Below are 20,756 nucleotides of genomic sequence, written 5' to 3'. Positions count from 1 at the left end.
CGCCATTCACTCATGCCGCACTGGAGCCGACATTGAAAATCGAACGGATCACGATCCAGAATTTCCGTTGCTTTGAAAATGTGCAGCTTGCTTTCGATCGCCAACTGACGGTAATCGTGGCGCGCAACGGCCAGGGCAAGTCCTCGCTGCTCGACGCGATCAAGATCGCCTTGTGGCCTTATATTGCAGGATTTGATCTGGCAAGCATCACGCTCGATACCACCGGTATACAGATCGACGATGTATTGCACGAAAAAATGGCGGCGCATCAGATGGAATGGCGCTTGCCGTGTGTGATTGAATCCCATGGCACGGTTGAACCGATGAGTCATGAATCAGCTTATGCCGATCTGGAATGGCACGGCAAACGTGCCCGTGACAGCGTCAAGAAAACCAGCAAGACAAAAAATAATGCTTTTTCCGATGCAATAGCACTGTATGGGTATGCCCAGTATTTGGAGAATCGTATATTCGCCAATGGTCAAGTAAAAGTAGACAATCTGCCCATTCTGGGCTACTACGGCACAGGCCGACTCTGGAGCCAGAAAAAACTGGCCGGCAAATCTGAAAAACTGGACCAGGCATCGCTATCGCGCACCTGGGCTTATCGCGACTGTCTGGCGCCGTCATCGAGCTATACCGATTTTGCGCAGTGGTATACACGCGTCTTCAAGTCCCTGCGTGATGCGCAGATCCGCAATCTGGAAAAAAATCTCGCTCCCGATGCCGCCATCGCCGGCGATCTGATCGCACCCGTGCGCGCCGTGCAGCAAGCCATCGATACCATTCTGCAAGCCCATACCGGCTGGCACACGCTGGAATACAGCGCGGAACACGACGAGCTGGTGCTCGATCATGCGGAGCAGGGCAAGCTGAAGGTCAACCAGTTGAGCGACGGCATCCGCAATATGCTGGCGCTGGTGGGCGATATTGCCTACCGCTGCTACAAGCTCAATACCCACCATGGCGAACAGGCGGCCTTGCTGACGCATGGCATTGTGATGATCGATGAAATCGACATGCATCTGCACCCGGAATGGCAGCAAACCGTGCTGCCCGACCTGCAGCGGGCCTTTCCGAATATCCAGTTTATCGTCACGACGCACAGCCCGCAGGTACTGAGCAGTATTGATGCCAGGTGCATACGCCGGCTCGATTGGGAAAGGGACGAAGACAGCGGACGCAAGCGCATGGTGGTCAATCCCGTCGACCAGCAAACCATGGGCGTGGCCAGTTCGGATGTGCTGGCCAATGTGATGGGTATCGATCCGGTGCCCGATGTCGAGCCGGCACGGCAGCTCAGTCGCTATCTCGCATTAATCCAGCAGAATCTGCATGAGGAACCAGAGGGCAGACAACTGCGGAAAGAACTCAATGAGCATTTTGGGCCGGACCATCCGAAGATGCTCGATTGCGATCGCCTGATCCGCCTGCAGGCGTTCAAGCGCACATTGCCGCTGCGCGAGACGGGCGATGCGTAAGCTGGAACGCGGCTCGGCGCCAACCTGCCTGTCCAGGTATCGGCATGGGGCGAATAACTGGAATGACCTGACTGCCGACGACAGGAAAGAGCTATGGCAGAGCCTCGATGACATGCAAGGCCAGCGCTGCGCCTATTGCGAAGGCGAGCTGCGTGCCGACAAACGGCATATCGAGCATTTTCGCCAGAAGGGACGCGATCCCAAGGTTACTTTCCTGTGGTCCAACCTGTTCGGATCCTGCAATCGGTTCGAGAACTGTGGCAAATACAAGGATGAACTGCCACCGTACACTCCAGCCGACCTGATCAAACCTGACGAAGAAGACCCCGAGCATTTTCTCGTGTTCGTCAGCGATGGCAGCGTGGCGGTGCGGGCAGGATTGACGGCTGCGGAGACAAGACGCGCCAACGAGACGATTCGTATTTTCAACCTGAATGGCGTCTTGCGCGCCATGCGACGCAACGCCATCGCCTCGTATGTCGACCAGGGACTGGAAGTCATGCAGATGGTGGCGTCGGGCGAGTTGACGCGGGATGAGTGCAAAAAACTATACGAGAACGAACTGGCCGCGATCGAGAGCCGCCCCTTTTCGACAGCCATCCGGCACACCATATTACCAATATGATACGATCAGCTTGGCCGCACCGCAATCAGCTCCTGCGCCACCGCGGCGCAGGCGTTGACGTGCTGGTTGCCGATCTGGCGGAACACGGCGTAGCCGAGCGCGGCCGCCACGGCCTGGCCGGCGAAGGGCACGAAGCGGGCCACCTGCTTGCTGGCCAATTTGACGCCGCTGCGCTTGAGCAGGTGGATGATCAGTTCGCGCGTCACCAATTTCCCTACCAGCATGCCGCCCATGCCGATCGCCACGCGATAGGCCATCAGCTTGAACTGCGGGTTCAGTTTTTCGATCTGCTCCGGTGTCAGGCCGAATTCATGGTTGATATCGTTGATCAGCATCGACAGCAGGCCGACGTCCGACATCAGGTCGATGCCCGGAATCGGAATGGCCGAGGTGCCGGCCGACATCAGGGCGCGGCGGCCCACCAGGCGGCGGCAGCGCTCGCGCGCCTGCTCGATTTCGGCCAGGCTGCCCGGTATCAGATTCCAATCGGTGACGGTATTGTCTGGCATACGGTTTCTCCACGCGGTAAAGGCAAGCCCCAGTGTAGCGGAAAGGGACGCCCTTTCGATTTCACTGGACACAGTTGCAATCTCTGTTATATTTCATGAGAGCATTCCTTAACATTACGATAAGCAGCGCTGCCCGTCTGTTTGTTGTTACACATTCCAGCCAAATATGCGAATTGCCGTACTCGATAGCGACCATAGCCAGGCAGAACTAATCTGCCAGGTGCTCACTGCGACAGGACATGCTTGCCATGAATTCCAGAGCGCCAAGGACATGCTGGGGCAACTGCGCAAGGACAGCTGCGACATGCTGATCCTCGACTGGCAGGTCAGCGATCTCGATGGCGCCGAAGTATTGCGCCGTGCACGCGAAAAACTGGCGCCCAAGGCGCCGGTGTTGTTTATGACCAACAGCTCGGGCGAAGACGATATCGTCGCCGGCATCAAGGCGGGCGCCGACGACTACCTGGTGAAACCGCTGCGGCGCAGCGAACTGGCGCTGCGCGCCCAGGCCCTGCTGCGGCTGGCCTATCCCACCCAGAATAGCGCCGAGCAATTGCAATTTGGCAATTACACCTTTGAAACGCGCGCCGGCCGGCTGCTGATGGATGGCGAACCGCTCGACGTGACGCACAAGGAATTTGCCCTGGCGCTGCTGTTTTTCCGCAACCTGGGCCGGCCCTTGTCGCGCGCCTACATCCATGAAGCCGTGTGGCAACGCGAAACGGCCCTGCCGTCGCGCACCATGGATACCCACGTTTCGCGCGTGCGCAACAAGCTGCAACTGAAACCCGAGCATGGCTACCGGCTGGTGCCCGTCTACAGCTACGGTTACCGCCTGGAAAAGCTGAACGCCCAGCCGGCAAATGCCTGAGCCGCGGCGGGCCTGCTCAATCGGCGGGCACAAAGCGCTATAATGTCGGCATAAGTCATCCCACTGCCCTCACATGCAACTGTTAGCCGTCGGCCTCAATCACACCACCGCACCAGTGTCGCTCCGCGAACAGCTGGCGTTTTCGCCTGAGCATCTGGGTCAGGCCGTGGTCGCGGCGCGCACCTGGTTCCAGCGCATCGACTTGCGTGACAATGATGAAGCGGCAATTTTGTCGACCTGCAACCGCACCGAGCTGTATGCGGCCAGCCGGGTGCCGAATCCGCTCGACGCCGGCGCGCATTTCCTGGCCGACTATCACAAGCTCAGCTACAGCGAGCTGCGTCCCCACCTGTACATGCTGCCGCAGCACGACGCCGTGCGCCACACCTTCCGCGTCGCCTCCGGGCTCGATTCGATGGTGCTCGGCGAAACACAGATCCTGGGCCAGATCAAGGACGCGATCCGCACGGCCGATGAAGTGGGCGGCCTGGGCACGTATCTGCACCAGTTGTTCCAGCGCAGTTTTTCGGTCGCCAAGGAAGTGCGCAGCACCACCGAGATCGGCGCCCACAGCGTGTCGATGGCGGCCGCCGCCGTGCGCCTGTCGCAGCGCATCTTCGACAAGATCGCCGAGCAGAATGTGCTGTTCATCGGCGCCGGCGAAATGATCGAGCTGTGCGCCACGCACTTTGCGGCGCAGAATCCGAACAGCATCACGATCGCCAACCGCACCATGGAACGGGGCGAGGCGCTGGCCCACCGTTTCAACGGCAAGGCGATCCGCCTGGCCGACCTGCCGGAAAAGCTGCACCAGTTCGACATCGTCATCTCGTGCACGGCCTCATCGTTACCGCTGCTGGGCCTGGGCCTGGTCGAGCGCGCCATCAAGGCGCGCCGCCACAAGCCGATGTTCATGGTCGACCTGGCCGTGCCGCGCGATATCGAAACGGAAGTCGGCCGCCTGAACGACGTGTTCCTGTACACGGTCGACGACCTGGGCAAGGTGGTGCAGACGGGCCTGGAAAGCCGCCAGGCGGCCGTGGCGCAGGCCGAAGCCATCATCGAGACGCGCGTGCAATCGTTCATGACCTGGGTCGACGACCGCGCCATGGTGCCGGTGATCCAGGATCTGCATGAAAGCAGCGAAACCCTGCGCCAGATGGAAGTCGAACGCGCGCGCAAGATGCTGGCCAAGGGCGCCGATATCGACGCCGTGCTCGAAGCGCTGTCGAAAGGCCTGACGGCCAAGTTCATGCACGGCCCGCAACAGGCCCTGCACCGCGCGCAAGGCGACGAGCGCAAGCAACTGGCCACCCTGCTGCCGAAACTGTTCCGTCCACGCCGTTAGCGCAGAGCGCTGGCCGTCTGCCGGCCCGGCTTTCCAGGCGCGCCCACGTGCGCCCTCCCCGTTCACTTTTATCCCGAATTGCTATGAAACCATCCATGCTGTCCAAGCTCGATCAACTGGCGAACCGCCTGGTTGAACTCGACGAACTGTTGATGCACCAGGACGCCACCTCGAATATGGACAGCTATCGCAAGATGACGCGCGAGCATGCGGAACTCGGTCCGCTGGTGGCGCTGTACCATTCCTACCAGGAAGCGGGCAATGACATCGTCACGGCGCAGGAAATGCTGGCCGACCCCGACATGAAGGAATTTGCCCAGGATGAAATCGAGTCGGCGAAAACCACCATGACGCAGCTGGAACGCGAACTGCAGACCATGCTGCTGCCCAAGGACGCGAATGACGAGCGCAATATTTTCCTGGAAATTCGCGCCGGCACCGGCGGCGACGAGTCGGCCCTGTTCGCCGGCGACCTGCTGCGCATGTACACGCGCTTTGCCGAGCGCAACCGCTGGCAGGTGGAACTGGTATCGGCCTCCGATTCCGACCTGGGCGGCTACCGCGAAGTGATCGTGCGCCTGGTCGGCAATGGCGCGTATTCCAAGCTGAAATTCGAATCGGGCGGCCACCGCGTGCAGCGCGTGCCGGCCACCGAAACGCAGGGCCGCATCCACACTTCGGCCTGCACCGTGGCCGTGATGCCGGAAGCGGACGAGGTGGAAGACGTCAATATCAACCCGGCCGACCTGCGCATCGATACCTACCGCGCCTCGGGCGCCGGCGGCCAGCACATCAACAAGACCGACTCGGCCGTGCGGATTACCCACTTGCCGACCGGTATCGTGGTCGAATGCCAGGACGACCGCAGCCAGCACAAGAACAAGGCGCAGGCCATGAAGGTGCTGGCGGCGCGCATCAAGGACGTGCAGCTGCGCGAACAGCAGTCGAAAGAGGCGGCCACCCGCAAGAGCCTGATCGGCTCGGGCGACCGCAGCGAGCGCATCCGTACCTATAATTTCCCGCAAGGGCGCATGACCGACCACCGCATCAACCTGACCTTGTACAAGCTCGATTTCATCATGGATGGGGATTTGACGGAGCTGACCAATGCACTGGCGGCGGAACACCAGGCGGAATTGCTGGCGGCGCTGGGGGATTGAATTGATGCTGGTGGTGGTGTCGGATTACGCTCCGCTAATCCGACCTACGCTGCATCTCTGTAGGTCGGCTTGGCGCGCAGCGCCTAAGCCGACAAGTTTAAGTATAGGTTAAGCAGCAACATTTTCCGCCTGTGCGAAAATGCATGGCTGAAAATCCGATCCACCTTACCGTGTCGCCCATGAAAAACTCCCGCACCGTCTTACTGATTATCGCCGCCCTGTGCTTCGCCATGCTGGGCGTGGCCATGTATCTGCAGCATGTGATGAACATGGCGCCCTGCCCGCTGTGCGTGATCCAGCGCTATCTGTTCATCGCGATTGCGATTGGCTGCCTGATCGGCGCGGCTTCGAAAACACCGGCGATCGGCGCCACCATCGGCTTGCTGGCCTCGCTGGGTGGCCTGGGCGTGGCTGGCAAGCATCTGTATGTGCTGGCCAATCCGGGCTATTCCTGCGGCATCGATCCGGTGGAAACGGTGCTGAACAAGATTTTCACGGCGCAAACCATGCCTTTCATGTTTGAATCGTACGGCGCCTGCGAAAATGCGGGCGAGGCCTTTATGGGCCTGTCGATTCCGCAATGGGCGTTTGTCTGGTTCGCCATCTTCGCGCTCGGCCTGTTGTGGACCTTGCTGCGCCGCAAAAAATAAACGAAAGCACCATGTCTGAAACATTGATTCCCGCCGGCAGCACCGTCGGCGCCCTGCAGCAGCGTCCGCTACTCGACGCCGTCGATAACCGCATCCTGCTCAGCCATGCGCTGGGCCTGTCGCGCGTGGGCTTGATCACGCAGTCCGAACGCGTGCTGACCGGCGATGAGGCGCAGCGCCTGTCGAACTTGATGGAACGCCGTTTGCGCGGTGAACCGGTGGCCTATATCGTCGGCCAGCGCGAATTTTTCGGCCTGCCGTTTGCCGTCAGCGACGCCGTGCTGATACCGCGCCCCGATACCGAAGTGCTGGTGGAACTGGCGCTGGACCGCTTGCCGCCGGGCGGGCGCGTGCTCGACATGGGCACCGGCAGCGGCGCCATCGCCGTCGCCCTGGCCCATACCCGGCCCGACGCAGTGGTCACGGCGCTGGACGTCAGCAGCGCGGCGCTGGCCGTGGCGCGCCGCAACGCCAGCGCCAACGGCGTCAATATCACCTTCATGGCCAGCGACTGGTTCAGCGCGCTGGGCACGGAAAAATTCGATTTGATCGTTTCCAATCCGCCGTATATCGCCAGCGGCGACCGCCACCTGGCCGAAGGCGATTTGCGTTTCGAGCCGTCCGGCGCCCTGACCGACCATGCCGACGGCCTGTCGGCGCTGCGCACCATCGTCGCCGGCGCCGCGCGCCACCTGGCGCCCAAGGCCTGGCTGCTGATGGAACATGGCTACGACCAGGCCGCTTCGGTGCGCCAGTTGCTGAGCAACGCCGGTTTCAACCAGTCGCAAAGCTGGCGCGACCTGGCCGATATCGAGCGCGTGAGTGGCGCCCGCCACGGCTGACATATTTTCCACACCTTCTCACCCGCTTGACCGCGCAACGCGCCGTTGAGCGTCCAGTTTGCTAAAATATCAAGCGATTCCTGAGCCCGCCAGCACCTGTTTCCCCGGGAGCCAAGCGGGCGGCGCGGCGCTTTTTGGGAGGCCGCCGACGCAGTTGCGCATTTTCGGTTAATCTCAGCACCACATTTTTATTTGCTGTACAAGAAAGGAAGCTCAAATTGCCCAACCTGTTGACTCGCCGCCTGGCATTGCTGACCGAAGATGCCAACCGCGCGCTGCTGGGCGGATTGCGCGGCATCGAGCGTGAAACCCTGCGCGTCGATCACGCCGGCCATCTGGCTTCCACGCCCCATCCTGCCGCCCTGGGTTCGGCGCTGACCCACCCTGAAATCACCACCGACTACGCCGAAGCGCTGCTCGAATTCATCACCCCGGCCGAAGCCGACATCGCCGTCACGCTCGATAAACTCGACACCGTGCACCGCCATGCCTACAGCCGCCTGGGCGACGAACTGCTGTGGAGCCAGTCGATGCCGGGCCAGCTGCCCGATGAAGACCATATAGCGATCGCCAACTACGGCACCTCGAACATGGGCATGCTCAAGCATGTGTACCGGCGCGGCCTGGCGCTGCGCTATGGCAAGGCCATGCAATGCATCGCCGGCATCCATTACAACTACTCACTGGACGAAGGCCTGTGGCAGTTGCTGGCGGCCGATGCCGGCACCAGCACCACCACTGCGGCCACGGTAAAAGACGTGCAATCGGAAAGCTATCTGGCGACGATCCGCAATTTCCGCCGCTACAGCTGGCTGTTGATGTATCTGTTCGGTGCCTCGCCGGCGCTGGCGTCCGGCTTCTTGCGCGGCCGCCCGCACAAGCTCGACACCCTGTCCGATGACACCCTGTATTTGCCGTATGCGACCAGCCTGCGCATGAGCGACCTGGGCTACCAGAACGACGCCCAGTCGGGCCTGCGTCCGCACGAAAACAGCCTCGACGATTACGTCAACGCGCTGACGCACGCCGTCAACGACCCGTATGCGCCGTATGCTGAACTGGGCACCAAAAAAGACGGCGAATGGATACAGCTGTCGACCAACGTGCTGCAGATCGAGAACGAATACTATTCGACCATCCGCCCCAAGCGCGTGATCCGCACCGGCGAGCGGCCGATCCAGGCGCTGTGCCTGCGCGGCGTGCAATATATCGAAGTGCGCTGCATGGATGTCGACCCGTTCGAGCCGGTCGGCATCAGCCTGCCGACGGGCCGCTTCCTCGACGCCTTTCTGCTGTTCTGCGCCCTCGACGAGAGCGCGCCGATCTCAAGCGAACAGAGCGCCTGCTACACGGCCAACTTTGCGCGCACCGTCAAGGAAGGCCGCAAGCCGGGTCTCACACTGCGCCGCGACGGCAAAGAGATCGGCCTGCAAGCCTGGGGCCAGGAACTGCTGGCGCGCATCGCGCCGGTGGCGGCCTTGCTGGACGCGCGCCATGGCGGCACCGAACACGCCGACAGCCTGGCGGCGCAAGCGGCCAAACTGCTGGACCCGGACGCCACGCCGTCGGCGCGCGTGCTGCGCGAACTGCGCGCCAACGGCGGCTCGTTTGCCGCCTTCGGCCTGCGGCAAAGCGAGCGCCATGCGGCGTTTTTCCGCGAGCAGCCGCCAACGGCCGAACAGAGCGCATACTTCGACCAGCTGGCGTTTGATTCGCTGGCCGAACAGCGCGCCATGGAAGCGGCGCCGCAAGGCAGCTTTGACGACTATGTCGCTTCCTACCGCGCCAGCACCCTGTGTGCGCACTCCTGACTCTCTAACCTCCTGCAAAGCGCCCGATGCTGACCTTCTATAATGAATTGCACAGCCAGCATCGGGGCCGCTTCGAGATGTTTCGCGGTGAAATCGTGCCCTGCTTCGAGACCCCGGAACGGGCCGACATGGTGGTGGCCGAACTGGGCCGGCGCAACCTGGGCCGCATCGTCACGCCGCACGGCGTGCCGCTGACTTCCCTGGAACGCATCCACACGCCGCGCTACCTGCATTTCTTGCGCCACGCCTGGCACGACTGGCTGGCGCTCGACCCCGACAACGCCAACCGCGACGCCGTGCCGTCGGTCTGGCCGGTGCGCACCTTGCGCAGCGATATCGAGCCCGACAATTTCACGGCCAAGCTGGGCCTGTATTCGATGGACAACGGCACGCCGCTCACAAGCGGCACCTGGACCGCCGCCAAGACGGGCGCCGACTGCGCCGTGAACGCGGCCCACGCGCTGCGCCTCGGCGAACGGGCGACGTTTGCCCTGACGCGCCCGCCGGGCCACCATGCGGGCGCCGATTTTTTCGGCGGCTACTGCTTTCTCAATAACGCCGCGCTGGCGGCCCAGCACCTGCTCGACGACGGCGCGCGCCGGGTCGCCATCCTCGACCTCGATTACCACCACGGCAACGGCACCCAAAGCATTTTCTATGCGCGCAACGACGTGCTGTTCGTCTCCATGCACGCCGACCCGCGCCAGGAATATCCGTTCTACCTGGGCCACGCCGACGAGACCGGGATTGATGCCGGCCTCGGCTACAACGTCAACCTGCCGCTGCCGGCCGGCTGCCCCACCACGCAGTGGTTCACCACCCTGGAAACGGCCTGCCTGCGCATCAATATGTACGCGCCCGACGCGCTGGTGGTGTCGCTGGGCGTGGACACCTATGTCGGCGACCCGCTGTCGCATTTCGCCCTGCAAAGCGGCGATTACCTGCGCCTGGGCGAACGGCTGGCTTATCTGAACCTGCCGACCGCGTTTATCCTCGAAGGGGGCTATGCGGTCAAGGAGCTGGGCATCAATGTGGTCAATGTGCTGGAAGGGTTCGAGACGGCGGAATAGATTGCGGTGGTGTGTCGGGTTGCGCGCTGCGCGCTAACCCGACCTACCCGACCTACGTATGACAGCGTAGGTCGGATTAGGCCGCAGGCCGTAATCCGACACCATGGTTGGCTTATTACATATTCCGGAACAGCGCCATGAACGGCTGGCTCACCGTCAGCGTCTCCGGCCGCGTTTTCAGGCGCAGCAGGCCGCGCCCCATCTCGTCGCGCGATACCGACGCCACCGCCTTCATGTTGACGATGGTCGAGCGGTGGATCTGCTTGAAGACGGCCGGGTCGAGCGAGTCGAGCAGTTCGCGTATCGGTTTCCTCAGCAGGGATTCGCCGTCCGCCGTCATCACCGCCGTGTACTTGGTGTCGGACTGAAAATAGGCGATATCGTCGACCATGATCAGCTTGGTGTCCTTGCCGCTGCTGGCCGTCAGCCACACCAGCGGCGGCGCCTTGGCCACCGACGGCAAGGCGCCCGTCAATTGCTGCAACAATGCCGCCAGGGCCGCATCGGGCGCAGTTCCGGACATGGTTCCCTTGGCCGCGCGCGCCTCGATGCGTTCGCGGCAGGCCTGCAGGCGCGGCCGCGCCACCGGTTTCAACAGATAGTCGACGGCGCCCTTGTCGAAGGCGGCGATCGCGTACTGGTCATAGGCGGTGATGAACACCACCTGGGTCGATGGGCTGGCCTCAAACGCGCCGGCCGCCACTTCCAGGCCACTCAAGCCCGGCATGCGGATATCGAGAAACGCCACGTCGGGCTGGAAGGTGGCGATCGCTTCGAGCGCCGTGCCGCCGTCGTCGCAGGCGGCCACCACGCGCAATTCGGGCCACACTTCCGACAACAGCGTCAGCAGCGCTTCGCGCAGCAGGGTTTCGTCTTCGGCGACGACACAAGTGAAGGACCTAGCCATATGCCGCTCCCCTGGCCGCGCTGTCCGGCACTGTGATGGTGGCGGCCACGCCACCGGGGAAATTCGACACGATGCTGAACAGCGCCGCGTCGCCGTAGGTCAGGCGCAGCCGTTCGCGCACATTGCGCAGGCCGATGCCGGTGCCGCCGCCATGGTCGCTGAAACCCTGGCCGTCGTCGGCCACCGTGATGGCCACCGTGCCCTCGCCGGCGCGCGCCAGTATCCACACGGTGCCGCCGCCGCTTTTCGGCTCCAGCCCGTGCTTGATGGCGTTTTCCACCAGGGTCTGCAGCATCATCGGCGGCAGTTCCACCTGCTTCAAATACTGCGGCACTTCGATCTGCAGATTGAGCCGGCTGCCCATGCGGATTTTCAAAATGTCGAGATAGGCGCGGGCCCTATCCAGCTCGATGCCGATGGTCGACATGGCGTTTTCGGTGCGCGGCAGGGAGTGGCGCAGGTATTCGATCAGATTGCCCAGCATCTCGTCGGCGCGCGCGGGATCGGAGCGCGTCAGCAGCTGGGCGCTGGCCAGGGTGTTGTACAGGAAGTGCGGCTCGACCTGGGCGTGCAGCAGGCTCAGCTTGGCCACCGTCAGTTCCTTTTCCGTCACCGTCTGGCGCGCCTCGGCCTGCTCGCCGCGGCGGCGCTGCGCCACCCGGCGCGTGATCGCCCGCGTCACCGCTTCCGCGTTTTCCAGGTTGGTGCCTTGGTCGACCAGGAACCAGTCGGTCCAGGCGGTGCGCGCCGGCTCGCAGATCAGGGTCACGCTGCCCGCTTCGCCATTCGGCGTGACGGTGGCCAGGATCTGGTTCGGGCGCGGTTCAAGAAAATTGAGCAGATGCCAGCGCGGCGAACCCGCATTGGTATAGGGTGCCGGACGGCGCACGCGGGCCTGCACCTGCAGGCTGTCACGCGCGCTTTCCTGCATCTCGCTGCCCGGCAGTTCGCGGATGGCCGCGTCGATCAGGTCGAATGTTTCGCCGGCCTCGAACGGCACTTCGATCTGGCGCCGCTGGCGGCAGGACAGGGTGGCGCCATTGACCTGGCCGGCGATCAGGCGCACGCGGCGCACATGCGAAAACGCATTGAGGGCGGCAAAGGCGCCCAGCAGGCTGGCGGTGGCGACCACAAAACCTTCAAAATGGGCACCATGCGGCAGCAGGCCGTTGAGCACGATCGAGGCGATCAGCGCATAAGCGGCGAGACTGGCCAGCGCAAGGCGGAAGATAAAGAAGAAGCTGGTCATGATGGTGTCCTGGAGGCGTTGAAGTGAGCCCAGATTAGCAATCAGGGCCAGCCGCGGTGCCCATTATGCGACGAAAGGCATGGATGGGCGACGAAAGCGCAATTTTCAACAGTCGACATCATGCGCGCGGTGGCGCCGTCGACGCGCGCGTGACCAGCACCGGATCGCGGCTGCGGATCACCTGTGGCGCGTCGGGCGCCTGCTCGATCAGTTTCAGCAGCAGATCGATGCCCTGCTCGGCCATTTCGGCCGATGGAATCGCCACCGTGGTCAGCGCCGGGCGGGTCTGGCTGGCCAGCTCGATATCGGTGATGCTGACCACCGAAATATCTTCCGGCACGCGCAGTCCCAGCGCCGCCACCGCGTTCAAGACCCCCAGCGCCGGCAGGTCGTTCGACACGAACAGCGCGCTCAAGTTGGGCCGCTGCCCCAGCAGCGCCAGCGCCGCATCGTAGCCGCTCTGGTAGGCGTCGCTGCAAAAGCGCACATTCGCCTGCACCGGGCGCAGCTGCGCCTGCTGCAACGCTTCGCGGTAGCCGTCGTAGCGGCCATTGTGGATGCCGCCCTTTTCGCTGGCGATAATGGCACCGATGCGGCGGTGCCCAAGCGCCAGCAGATGTTCGGTGGCGATGCGCCCGGCCATGCGCGAATCGAAGGCCACGCACGGGATCGGCGGCGGTGCATCGGGAAACTCCCACACGGCCACCACCACCGGCGTACCGCCGGCCTGGATCGCCAGCAGCTCGTCGATGCGCAGGTCGCCATTGTTGGCCACCAGGATGCCGTCCGACAGCGAACCGGCCACTTCGCCGAGGAAACGCGCGCCGCCGTCTTCTTCGTAATCGGTATTGCAGACCAGCAGATAGCGGCCGTGGCGGCGCGCCGCATGCGTGGCCTGCAAGGTAAATTCCGGATAAAACGGATTGGTGATGCAACCCAACAACAGCGCCAGGGTGGGCGCGCGCCGCTCGACCAGCGCGCGCGCCGTCAGGTTGGGCCGGTAGCCGTTGGCGTCGACCACCTGCATGACTTTTTCGCGCGTTTTTTCGCCGACTCTCCCCTTGCCGCGCAACACATTCGACACCGTCATCGGCGTCACGCCAGCCAGTTCGGCGACATCCTTGATGGTCAACATCTGGCCCCGGCGCTTGCTCATATCCATCCTTATCTGGCCGCGGCATGGTGCCGCCGGCGTTGTTGCACACGACAATAAATTTGTTGCCAATGGTACCGCACGGTGTTAATGTTCAGGCACAAAAATAACTATTCACCGTTTCGTGTCGGCCTTCGGGCCGTTTTTCGAGTGAATTTGATTTAACGTTAAATCAATCTGAGGAGACACAGTGGCAGCGATTACCCTGCGGGGCATTTCCAAGGCATACGGTGCGCATGCACCGGTACTGCGCAACGTCGATCTCGAGATCGGCGAACATGAATTCTGTGTTTTTCTGGGCCCTTCGGGCTGCGGCAAGTCGACCTTGCTGCGCATCATTGCCGGCCTGGAAGACCCCAGCAGCGGCGACATTTCCATCGGCGGCAAGGTCGTCAACGCTGTGCCGCCGGCCGAGCGTGGCGTGGCGATGGTGTTCCAGAGCTACGCCCTGTTTCCCCACATGACGGTGGCCGAAAACATCGGTTTTGGCCTGACCCTGGCCAAGGTCGACAAGGCCGAAGTGCGCCGCCGCGTGGCCGACGCGGCCAAGGTGCTGCAGCTCGAACCGCTGTTGGACCGCAAGCCGCGCGCCCTGTCCGGCGGCCAGCGCCAGCGCGTGGCGATCGGCCGCGCCATCGTGCGCGAGCCGGGCGTGTTCCTGTTCGACGAACCGCTGTCGAACCTCGACGCCACCCTGCGCGGCCAGACCCGCGTCGAGATCGCCCATGTGCACCAGCGCTTCGCCAAGTCGAGCACCGTCTACGTGACGCACGACCAGATCGAAGCGATGACCCTGGCCGACAAGATCGTGCTGCTGCGCACCGGTGCGGACGCGCAGCAAGGCAGCGTGGCCCAGGTGGGCGCGCCGCTGGAGCTGTACCACCGCCCCAACAGCCTGTTCGTGGCCGGCTTTATCGGCTCGCCGCGCATGAATTTCCTGGCCGCCAGCGTGGCCGATATCGACGGACAAGGCGTGCTGCTGCGCGTGGCCGGCGGTCCCGATGCGCCACCGTCGCTGGTGCGCGCCCATGTCGATGGCGCTGGCCTGAGCGTCGGCGATACGGTGACCCTGGGCGTGCGGCCCGAGCACTTCCTGCCCTGCGACAACGCGGGTGCGCCGAACTGCCTGACGCGCCAGGTCACCCTGACCGAGCGCCTGGGCGAACAGAGTTATCTGCACTTGCAGGCCGATGGCCGGCACACCCTGCTGGCCAAGGTGCAGGGCGACACGCCGGTGCGCGCCGGTGCCACCGTCAGCCTGCAGATCGATGCCGATTGCTGCCATGTGTTTGGCGCCGATGGCATGGCCGTACCCCACCTCAAAAACTATAAACAGGAGACAGTATGAAAATTTCGCTTACCCCGCTGCGCTTGTCCGCCTTGTGCGCCGCACTGCTGATGGGCGGCATGGCCCAGGCCGGCGAGATCGCCGTCAACCTGGCCTTCAAGGGCGCCAACCAGCGCGCCTTCTGGGACCAGACCATCGCCGCCTTTCAAAAGGCCAACCCGGACGTGAAAGTGAAAGCCGCCTTTATCGAAGAGGAAGCGTATAAAGTGCAATTGCCGGGCTGGCTGACCAGCGAAGCGCCCGACATCATCAAGTGGCATGAAGGCGAGCGCATCCGCTATTACGCGCAGCGCGGCCTGCTGGAAGACCTGAGCGCCGACTGGCAGAAAAATGGCTGGGACAAATCGTATGCGGCGCTGGCCGACGCGGCCAGTTTCAATGGCAAGAAGTACTCGCTGCCGACCGATTATTTTTCCTGGGGCGTGTTCTACCGCAAGGACCTGTTTGCCAAGGTCGGCATCAAGGGCGAGCCGGCCACCTGGGCCGAATTTCTGGACGCCTGCAAGAAACTCAAGGCGGCCGGCATCGCGCCAATCAGCGTCGGCGGGCGCGACTCCTGGACCCTGGCCGTCTGGTTCGACTACCTGAATTTGCGCCTGAACGGCCACGCCTTCCACATGCAGCTGATGAATGGCGAAGTCGCCTACACCGATGCGCGCGTGAAAAAAGTCTATGAGGCGTGGCAGACGCTGATCGACAACAAGTATTTCATCGACGCGCCGCTGTCGTACAGCCTTGACTCGGCCCAGCCCCTGCTGACCCAGGGCAAGGCCGCGATGATGTTGATGGGCACCTTCATTTCCGGCGGCCTGCCCGACGCCACCCGCGCGCAGACCGGCTACTTCCGCTTTCCCGTGATCGACCCGAAAGTGGCGCTGGCGGAAGACGGCTCGACCGACTCGCTCAATATCCCGGCGCGGGCGAAAAACAAGGTCGACGCGCGCCGCTTCCTGGCCTTTGTCAGCACGCCCGAGGTCAATGCGCGCCTGGCGCAGACCTTCGGTTCGCTGCCGGCCAATAACCAGGCGGCGCTTCCCGACGACCCGATCGCCAAGACGGGGCTGGCCATCCTGACCAGCAGCCCGGGCGGCATCGCCCAGTTCTATGACCGCGACATGAACAAGGAAATGGCCGACGAAGGCATGAAGGGCATGCAGCGCTTTATCAGCGATCCGTCCAAGCTGAACGACATCCTGGCGCGCATGGAAGCGGCCCGCAAGCGCATCTATCGCAAATAAAGACCTTGTCATGGCGCGCCGCCATCTGGCGGCGCGCCTTTCCGAAAGCATCTATGTCCGCAACCTTCAACGCTCCGCTGGCGCGGCGCCGGCGGCGTGCCGCCCTGTGGTTCCTGCTGCCGGCCTGCACCATGTTCGCCGTGTACGTGATCTACCCCATCCTGAGCAGCATCGTGCTCAGCTTTTACGACTGGGACGGCGTCGGCGCGCGCACCTTTGTCGGCCTGGCCAACTACCGCGAACTGGCCGCCTCCGAAACGTTTTATACGGCCCTGAAAAACAATGTGCTGTGGCTGATGCTGTTCCTGCTGGCGCCGCCGATCGGCCTGCTGTTCGCGCTGTACCTGAACCAGGCGGTGCGCGGCATCCGCCTGGTCAAATCGCTGTTTTTCGCGCCGTTCGTGGTCTCCGGCGTGGTCATCGGCCTGGTCTTCAGCTGGTTCTACGACCCCGCTTTCGGCCTGCTGAAAGTGATCATGGGCCATGGCATTCCGGTGCTGGGCGAGGAATCGATGGCCACCTTCGGCATCATCGCCGCCGCGCTGTGGCCGCAAGTGCCGTTCTGCATGATTCTGTTCCTGACGGGGCTGACCAGCCTGAACCCGGAAATCATCGAGGCGGGCCGGCTCGAAGGCGCGAAAGGCTGGCAGCTGCTGCGCCATGTGGTCCTGCCGCAGCTGCATTCCGTGTCGTTCATGGCCGTCACGCTGACGGTGGTGGGCGCCTTGCGCAGCTTCGACCTGATCGCCGTGATGACGGGCGGCGGGCCGTACGACAGTTCGACCGTGCTGGCCTACTTCATGTACGACCAGGCGATCAAGTACTTCCGTTTCGGCTATTCGGCCGCCATCGCGGTGGTGCTGTTCCTGTGCATGCTGGTCTTCATCGTCTACCAATTGCGCCGCCTGCTGCGCTCAGAAAACTGATAGGGGGAAACCATGTATCCGATGCCCATTACTCAATGGAAACCAGGCAACCGCCTGCTGTACAAGCTCTCCCTGCCGGTGGCCTTGCTGATCTGGCTGCTGCCCCTGCTGGCCGTCATGCTGACCTCGGTGCGCACTTCGGCCGAGCTGGTGCAAGGCAATTACTGGGGCTGGCCGCGCGAGTTCGGCGCCTGGGACAACTACCGCACCGTGCTGCTCGATTCGCCGATGCTGCACTACGCCTGGAACAGCTGCCTGATCACCTTCCCGTCGGTGCTGGGCGCCATCGTGCTGTCGGCCATGGCCGGCTTTGCGCTGGCGACGTATCCGTTCCGCGGCAACACCATGGTGCTGGCGACCTTTGTGGCGGGCAACTTCGTGCCGATCCAGATCCTGATGATCCCGGTGCGCGAACTGACCTTGCAGCTGGGCCTGTTCAACAGCGTCAGCGGCCTGATCCTGTTTCACCTGTCGTTCCAGACCGGCTTTTGCACCCTGTTCCTGCGCAACTTCATCAAGGAGCTGCCGTATGAACTGATCGAAGCGGCGCGCGTCGAAGGCGCCACCGAATGGCAGCTGTTCCACAAGGTGGTGCTGCCGCTGATCCGCCCCGCGCTGGCGGCGCTGGCGGTGCTGGTGTTCACCTTTGTCTGGAACGATTACTTCTGGGCCCTGTGCCTGACCCAGGGCGATGCGGCCGCCCCGCTGACGGTGGGCGTGGCCGGCCTGAAAGGCCAATGGACCACTTCCTGGAACCTGGTCTCGGCCGGTTCCCTGCTGGCGGCCCTGCCCTCGGTGCTGATCTTCTTTGCGATGCAAAAACATTTTGTGGCAGGCCTGACGTTCGGCGCCACCAAAGGCTGAAGCCATCAACTAACTTTTAAGGAAAACAAGATGAAAATTGGTGTCGATTATTACCCAGAACATTGGGACGTGGCGGTATGGGAAGACGATGCGCGCCGCATGCAGGCGGCCGGCATTACCCTGGCGCGGCTGGCCGAGTTTGCCTGGTCGCGGCTGGAACCGGTCGAAGGCCAATACGATTTCGCCTGGCTGGACCAGGCCATCGAGACCCTGGGCCGTTACGGCGTGCAGGTGGTGCTCGGCACGCCGACGGCCACGCCGCCGAACTGGCTGGTGGAAAAATGCCCGGACGTGCTGCCGCTGAATGCCCAGCGCCAGCCCATGTATCCGGGCGTGCGCCTGCACCGCTGCTACAACAGCCCCTCGCTGCGCCGTCATACCGAGCTGATCGTCGAGCGCCTGACGCGGCATTACGGCCGGCATCCGAACGTGATCGGCTGGCAGACCGACAATGAAATGATCGGCCATGAAAGCCACAGCGACGGCGCCACGGCAGACTTCCGCCGCTGGCTGCAGCAGCGCTATGGCGACCTGGCCACCCTGAACGCGGCCTGGGGCACGGTGGTGTGGAGCGGCGAATACAGCGCCTGGTCGCAAGTGACCACGCCGCTGGGCGGCTCGCCGCACCTGAACCCGTCATACCTGCTCGACTTCCAGCGCTTCTGTTCCGATTCGGTGGCCGACTTCAACCGCTTCCAGGCGGGCCTGATACGCGCCAATTGTCCGAACCAGTTCATTACCCACAATCTGTGGGGCTATCCGGTCATCAACGATTATTACGACCTGTTCGACAGCATGGATTTCGTCTCGGTCGATTACTATCCGAGCACCGACCTGAACAGCGACGCCAAGGCGAATATCTATCATGGCGCACTGACCCTGGACCTGACGCGCGGGGTGAAACGCGCCAACTTCTGGGTGATGGAGCAACTGAGCGGCACGCCGGGCTGCTGGCATCCGATGTCGCGCACGCCCCATCCGGGCATGATACGCGCGCACGCCTGGCAAAGCATCGCCCGCGGCGCCGACACCATCGTGCATTTCCGCTGGCGCACGGCGCGCGTGGGCGCGGAACAGTTCTGGCATGGCCTGCACGACCACCATGGCCAGCCGGGCCGCCGCTTCGAGGAATTCACGGGCTTCAGCCGGGAAGTGGCAAGGCTGGCGCCACTGCTCGACGGCAGCACCATCAAGAACGACGTGGCGCTGCTGTTCTCGCACGAACAGCTCAACGCGCTACGCATCCAGCCGCAGTCGGACGGTTTTGACTACCTGGCCAACTTCAAGCGCCTGCACCGGGGCTTCGTCAAGCTGGGTATCGGCACCGACGTGATCAACTGGCGCGAAGAACTCGACGGCTACCGCCTGGTGGTGGCGCCGTATCTGTTCCTGATGGAGCCAGGCATCGCCGACAAGCTGCAGCGCTTTGCCGCCGCCGGCGGCACGGTGATACTGACCACCCGCAGCGGCGTGAAAACCATGCAGAACGTGTGCCAGCCCGAGCGCCTGCCGGGCCTGCTGAGCGCACTGGCCGGGGTCGAAGTCGACGAATACGATCCGGTCGGGCGCGACGCGCAGCGCATCGATTTCGGCGCCGACGGCGCGTTTTCCTGCAGCCAGTGGTGCGACCTGCTGACGCCGACCACGGCCACCACGCTGGCCACCTACGCCAGCGACTATTTCGCCGGCCGCGCGGCGGTGACGAAAAACAGCTACGGCCAGGGCACCGCCTATTACCTGGGCACGGTGCTGGACGACGAAGCGTATGCCATGCTGCTGCGCAAGCTGGTGCTGGAACTGGGCATAGCCCATGTGCCGGACCTGCCGCCTGGCGTGGAATTGTCGGTGCGCGGCGGCCCGGCCGGCAAGCTGCTGTTCGTGATCAACCTTGGCAAGGAGGCGCAAGTGGTGGCCCTGGCGCCGCGCGCCTATGTCAGCGCGCTCGATGGCGCCACGCATCAGGACAGCGTCAGCTTGCCGGCAATGGGGGTCGAGATACTGCACCTGTAAGCAGGCAAGTAAGGGCCGGCGGCGAACCATCGCTGCCGGCCCGATTCTTTTTTAAGAAATCGCTTGCAATTAAATAGTGCGCGATATATATTGTGTGCATGGACGCCGCATTACAGATGTTGCAGACGGGCTTCCCGGGTAACACCCCAGTAAACAAGTAGCACACTATTTAGTCGTTAACTATTTAAATCAAGGAGCACTACCATGTCGATCCAACAAGTCCTGTACCGCGCCCAAGCCACCGCCACCGGAGGCCGCGAAGGCCGTGCCGTGTCGTCCGATAACGTGCTCGACGTGAAACTGACCACGCCAAAAGAACTGGGCGGCAATGGCGCCGTCGGCACCAATCCTGAACAACTGTTCGCCGCCGGCTACTCGGCCTGCTTTATCGGCGCGATGAAATTCGTCGCGGGCCGCGACAAGATCGCCCTGCCAGCGGACCTGGCTATCACCGGCACGGTCGGCATCGGCGCCATCGAAACCGGCTTCGGCATCGAAGTGGAACTGAAAATCTCGCTGCCGGGCGTGGAACGCGCCGCCGCCGAAGCGCTGGTCGCCGCCGCCCATATCGTGTGCCCTTACTCGAACGCCACCCGCGGCAATATCGACGTCACTTTGACCATCGTGTGAGGGCACGGCAAGCCAGAGGATGACTAATCAAAAAGCCACGCTGCCCGAAAGGCAGCGCGGTTTT

At 63.0% G+C, this 20,756-nt stretch carries 19 protein-coding genes; 15 read left to right on the top strand and 4 right to left on the bottom strand.

Annotated elements, in window-relative coordinates; all coding sequences use genetic code 11:
* Window positions 1-32 precede the first annotated feature (32 nt).
* Both ACP7B7_RS15145 and ptuB read left to right on the top strand, forming a co-directional pair.
* The gene (locus tag ACP7B7_RS15145; protein ID WP_426077165.1) at window positions 33-1,481 is read left to right on the top strand and encodes an AAA family ATPase; all 1,449 of its coding nucleotides are present in this window, start codon (window positions 33-35) and stop codon (window positions 1,479-1,481) included.
* On the top strand, window positions 1,474-2,106 hold the full coding sequence (gene ptuB, locus ACP7B7_RS15140; protein WP_426077164.1) for a retron Ec78 anti-phage system effector HNH endonuclease PtuB: 633 nt from the start codon (window positions 1,474-1,476) through the stop codon (window positions 2,104-2,106). The genes ACP7B7_RS15145 and ptuB overlap by 8 nt, the downstream gene beginning before the upstream one ends.
* Window positions 2,107-2,111: 5 nt before the next feature.
* On the opposite strand, the gene ACP7B7_RS15135 is transcribed toward ptuB, so the two are convergent.
* Complete coding sequence (locus tag ACP7B7_RS15135; protein WP_308923337.1) at window positions 2,112-2,615, bottom strand: hypothetical protein; 504 nt, start codon at window positions 2,613-2,615, stop codon at window positions 2,112-2,114.
* A 166-nt stretch (window positions 2,616-2,781) separates the two neighbouring features.
* Between ACP7B7_RS15135 and ACP7B7_RS15130 the strand changes: the two genes are divergently transcribed.
* The 7 genes from ACP7B7_RS15130 (at window position 2,782) to ACP7B7_RS15100 (ending at window position 10,367) form a co-directional block, all read left to right on the top strand.
* Window positions 2,782-3,486 carry a response regulator transcription factor gene (locus ACP7B7_RS15130; protein WP_426077163.1) on the top strand — a complete coding sequence of 235 codons (705 nt, stop codon included), beginning with the start codon at window positions 2,782-2,784 and terminating at the stop codon, window positions 3,484-3,486.
* Between the two features lie 73 nt (window positions 3,487-3,559).
* Window positions 3,560-4,834 (top strand): glutamyl-tRNA reductase, encoded by a 1,275-nt coding sequence (gene hemA, locus ACP7B7_RS15125; RefSeq protein ID WP_308923335.1) that lies wholly within the window; start codon window positions 3,560-3,562, stop codon window positions 4,832-4,834.
* 83 nt (window positions 4,835-4,917) lie between these two features.
* Window positions 4,918-5,994, top strand: a complete 1,077-nt coding sequence (gene prfA, locus ACP7B7_RS15120) for a peptide chain release factor 1 (RefSeq protein ID WP_308923334.1) — start codon at window positions 4,918-4,920, stop codon at window positions 5,992-5,994.
* Between the two features lie 179 nt (window positions 5,995-6,173).
* On the top strand, window positions 6,174-6,644 hold the full coding sequence (locus ACP7B7_RS15115) for a disulfide bond formation protein B (RefSeq protein WP_308923333.1): 471 nt from the start codon (window positions 6,174-6,176) through the stop codon (window positions 6,642-6,644).
* An 11-nt stretch (window positions 6,645-6,655) separates the two neighbouring features.
* On the top strand, window positions 6,656-7,486 hold the full coding sequence (gene prmC, locus ACP7B7_RS15110) for a peptide chain release factor N(5)-glutamine methyltransferase (protein WP_308923332.1): 831 nt from the start codon (window positions 6,656-6,658) through the stop codon (window positions 7,484-7,486).
* Between the two features lie 218 nt (window positions 7,487-7,704).
* Complete coding sequence (gshA, locus tag ACP7B7_RS15105; protein WP_308923331.1) at window positions 7,705-9,297, top strand: glutamate--cysteine ligase; 1,593 nt, start codon at window positions 7,705-7,707, stop codon at window positions 9,295-9,297.
* Between the two features lie 26 nt (window positions 9,298-9,323).
* A complete protein-coding gene (locus tag ACP7B7_RS15100; RefSeq protein WP_308923330.1) occupies window positions 9,324-10,367 on the top strand; it encodes a histone deacetylase family protein in 1,044 nt (347 codons plus the stop codon).
* Window positions 10,368-10,482: 115 nt separating this feature from the next.
* On the opposite strand, the gene ACP7B7_RS15095 is transcribed toward ACP7B7_RS15100, so the two are convergent.
* The 3 genes from ACP7B7_RS15095 to ACP7B7_RS15085 form a co-directional block, all read right to left on the bottom strand.
* Window positions 10,483-11,274, bottom strand: a complete 792-nt coding sequence (locus ACP7B7_RS15095; protein WP_426077162.1) for a LytR/AlgR family response regulator transcription factor — start codon at window positions 11,272-11,274, stop codon at window positions 10,483-10,485.
* Entirely contained in the window at window positions 11,267-12,523 is a 1,257-nt protein-coding gene (locus tag ACP7B7_RS15090) for a sensor histidine kinase (protein WP_426077161.1), read from the bottom strand. The genes ACP7B7_RS15095 and ACP7B7_RS15090 overlap by 8 nt, the downstream gene beginning before the upstream one ends.
* A 118-nt stretch (window positions 12,524-12,641) precedes the next feature.
* On the bottom strand, window positions 12,642-13,679 hold the full coding sequence (locus tag ACP7B7_RS15085) for a LacI family DNA-binding transcriptional regulator (RefSeq protein WP_308923327.1): 1,038 nt from the start codon (window positions 13,677-13,679) through the stop codon (window positions 12,642-12,644).
* Window positions 13,680-13,866: 187 nt separating this feature from the next.
* Between ACP7B7_RS15085 and ACP7B7_RS15080 the strand changes: the two genes are divergently transcribed.
* The 6 genes from ACP7B7_RS15080 (at window position 13,867) to ACP7B7_RS15055 (ending at window position 20,692) form a co-directional block, all read left to right on the top strand.
* Complete coding sequence (locus ACP7B7_RS15080) at window positions 13,867-15,024, top strand: ABC transporter ATP-binding protein (protein WP_308923326.1); 1,158 nt, start codon at window positions 13,867-13,869, stop codon at window positions 15,022-15,024.
* Entirely contained in the window at window positions 15,021-16,262 is a 1,242-nt protein-coding gene (locus ACP7B7_RS15075) for an ABC transporter substrate-binding protein (protein WP_426077160.1), read from the top strand. Before ACP7B7_RS15080 ends, ACP7B7_RS15075 begins: the two co-directional genes overlap by 4 nt.
* Before the next feature lie 53 nt (window positions 16,263-16,315).
* Window positions 16,316-17,188, top strand: a complete 873-nt coding sequence (locus ACP7B7_RS15070; protein WP_426077159.1) for a carbohydrate ABC transporter permease — start codon at window positions 16,316-16,318, stop codon at window positions 17,186-17,188.
* A 12-nt stretch (window positions 17,189-17,200) separates the two neighbouring features.
* Complete coding sequence (locus ACP7B7_RS15065) at window positions 17,201-18,052, top strand: carbohydrate ABC transporter permease (RefSeq protein ID WP_308923324.1); 852 nt, start codon at window positions 17,201-17,203, stop codon at window positions 18,050-18,052.
* 30 nt (window positions 18,053-18,082) lie between these two features.
* Complete coding sequence (locus ACP7B7_RS15060; RefSeq protein WP_426077158.1) at window positions 18,083-20,062, top strand: beta-galactosidase; 1,980 nt, start codon at window positions 18,083-18,085, stop codon at window positions 20,060-20,062.
* A gap of 204 nt (window positions 20,063-20,266) precedes the next feature.
* Window positions 20,267-20,692, top strand: coding sequence for an organic hydroperoxide resistance protein (locus ACP7B7_RS15055; RefSeq protein ID WP_308923322.1), 426 nt, complete (start codon window positions 20,267-20,269; stop codon window positions 20,690-20,692).
* Window positions 20,693-20,756: the final 64 nt, after the last annotated feature.

The sequence above is a fragment of the Janthinobacterium sp. PSPC3-1 genome (assembly GCF_049896105.1).
In the GTDB taxonomy this organism is placed as follows: domain Bacteria; phylum Pseudomonadota; class Gammaproteobacteria; order Burkholderiales; family Burkholderiaceae_D; genus Janthinobacterium.
The sequence above is the reverse complement of the archived record's forward strand: the minus strand, read 5'-3'. Positions and strand labels throughout refer to the sequence as shown.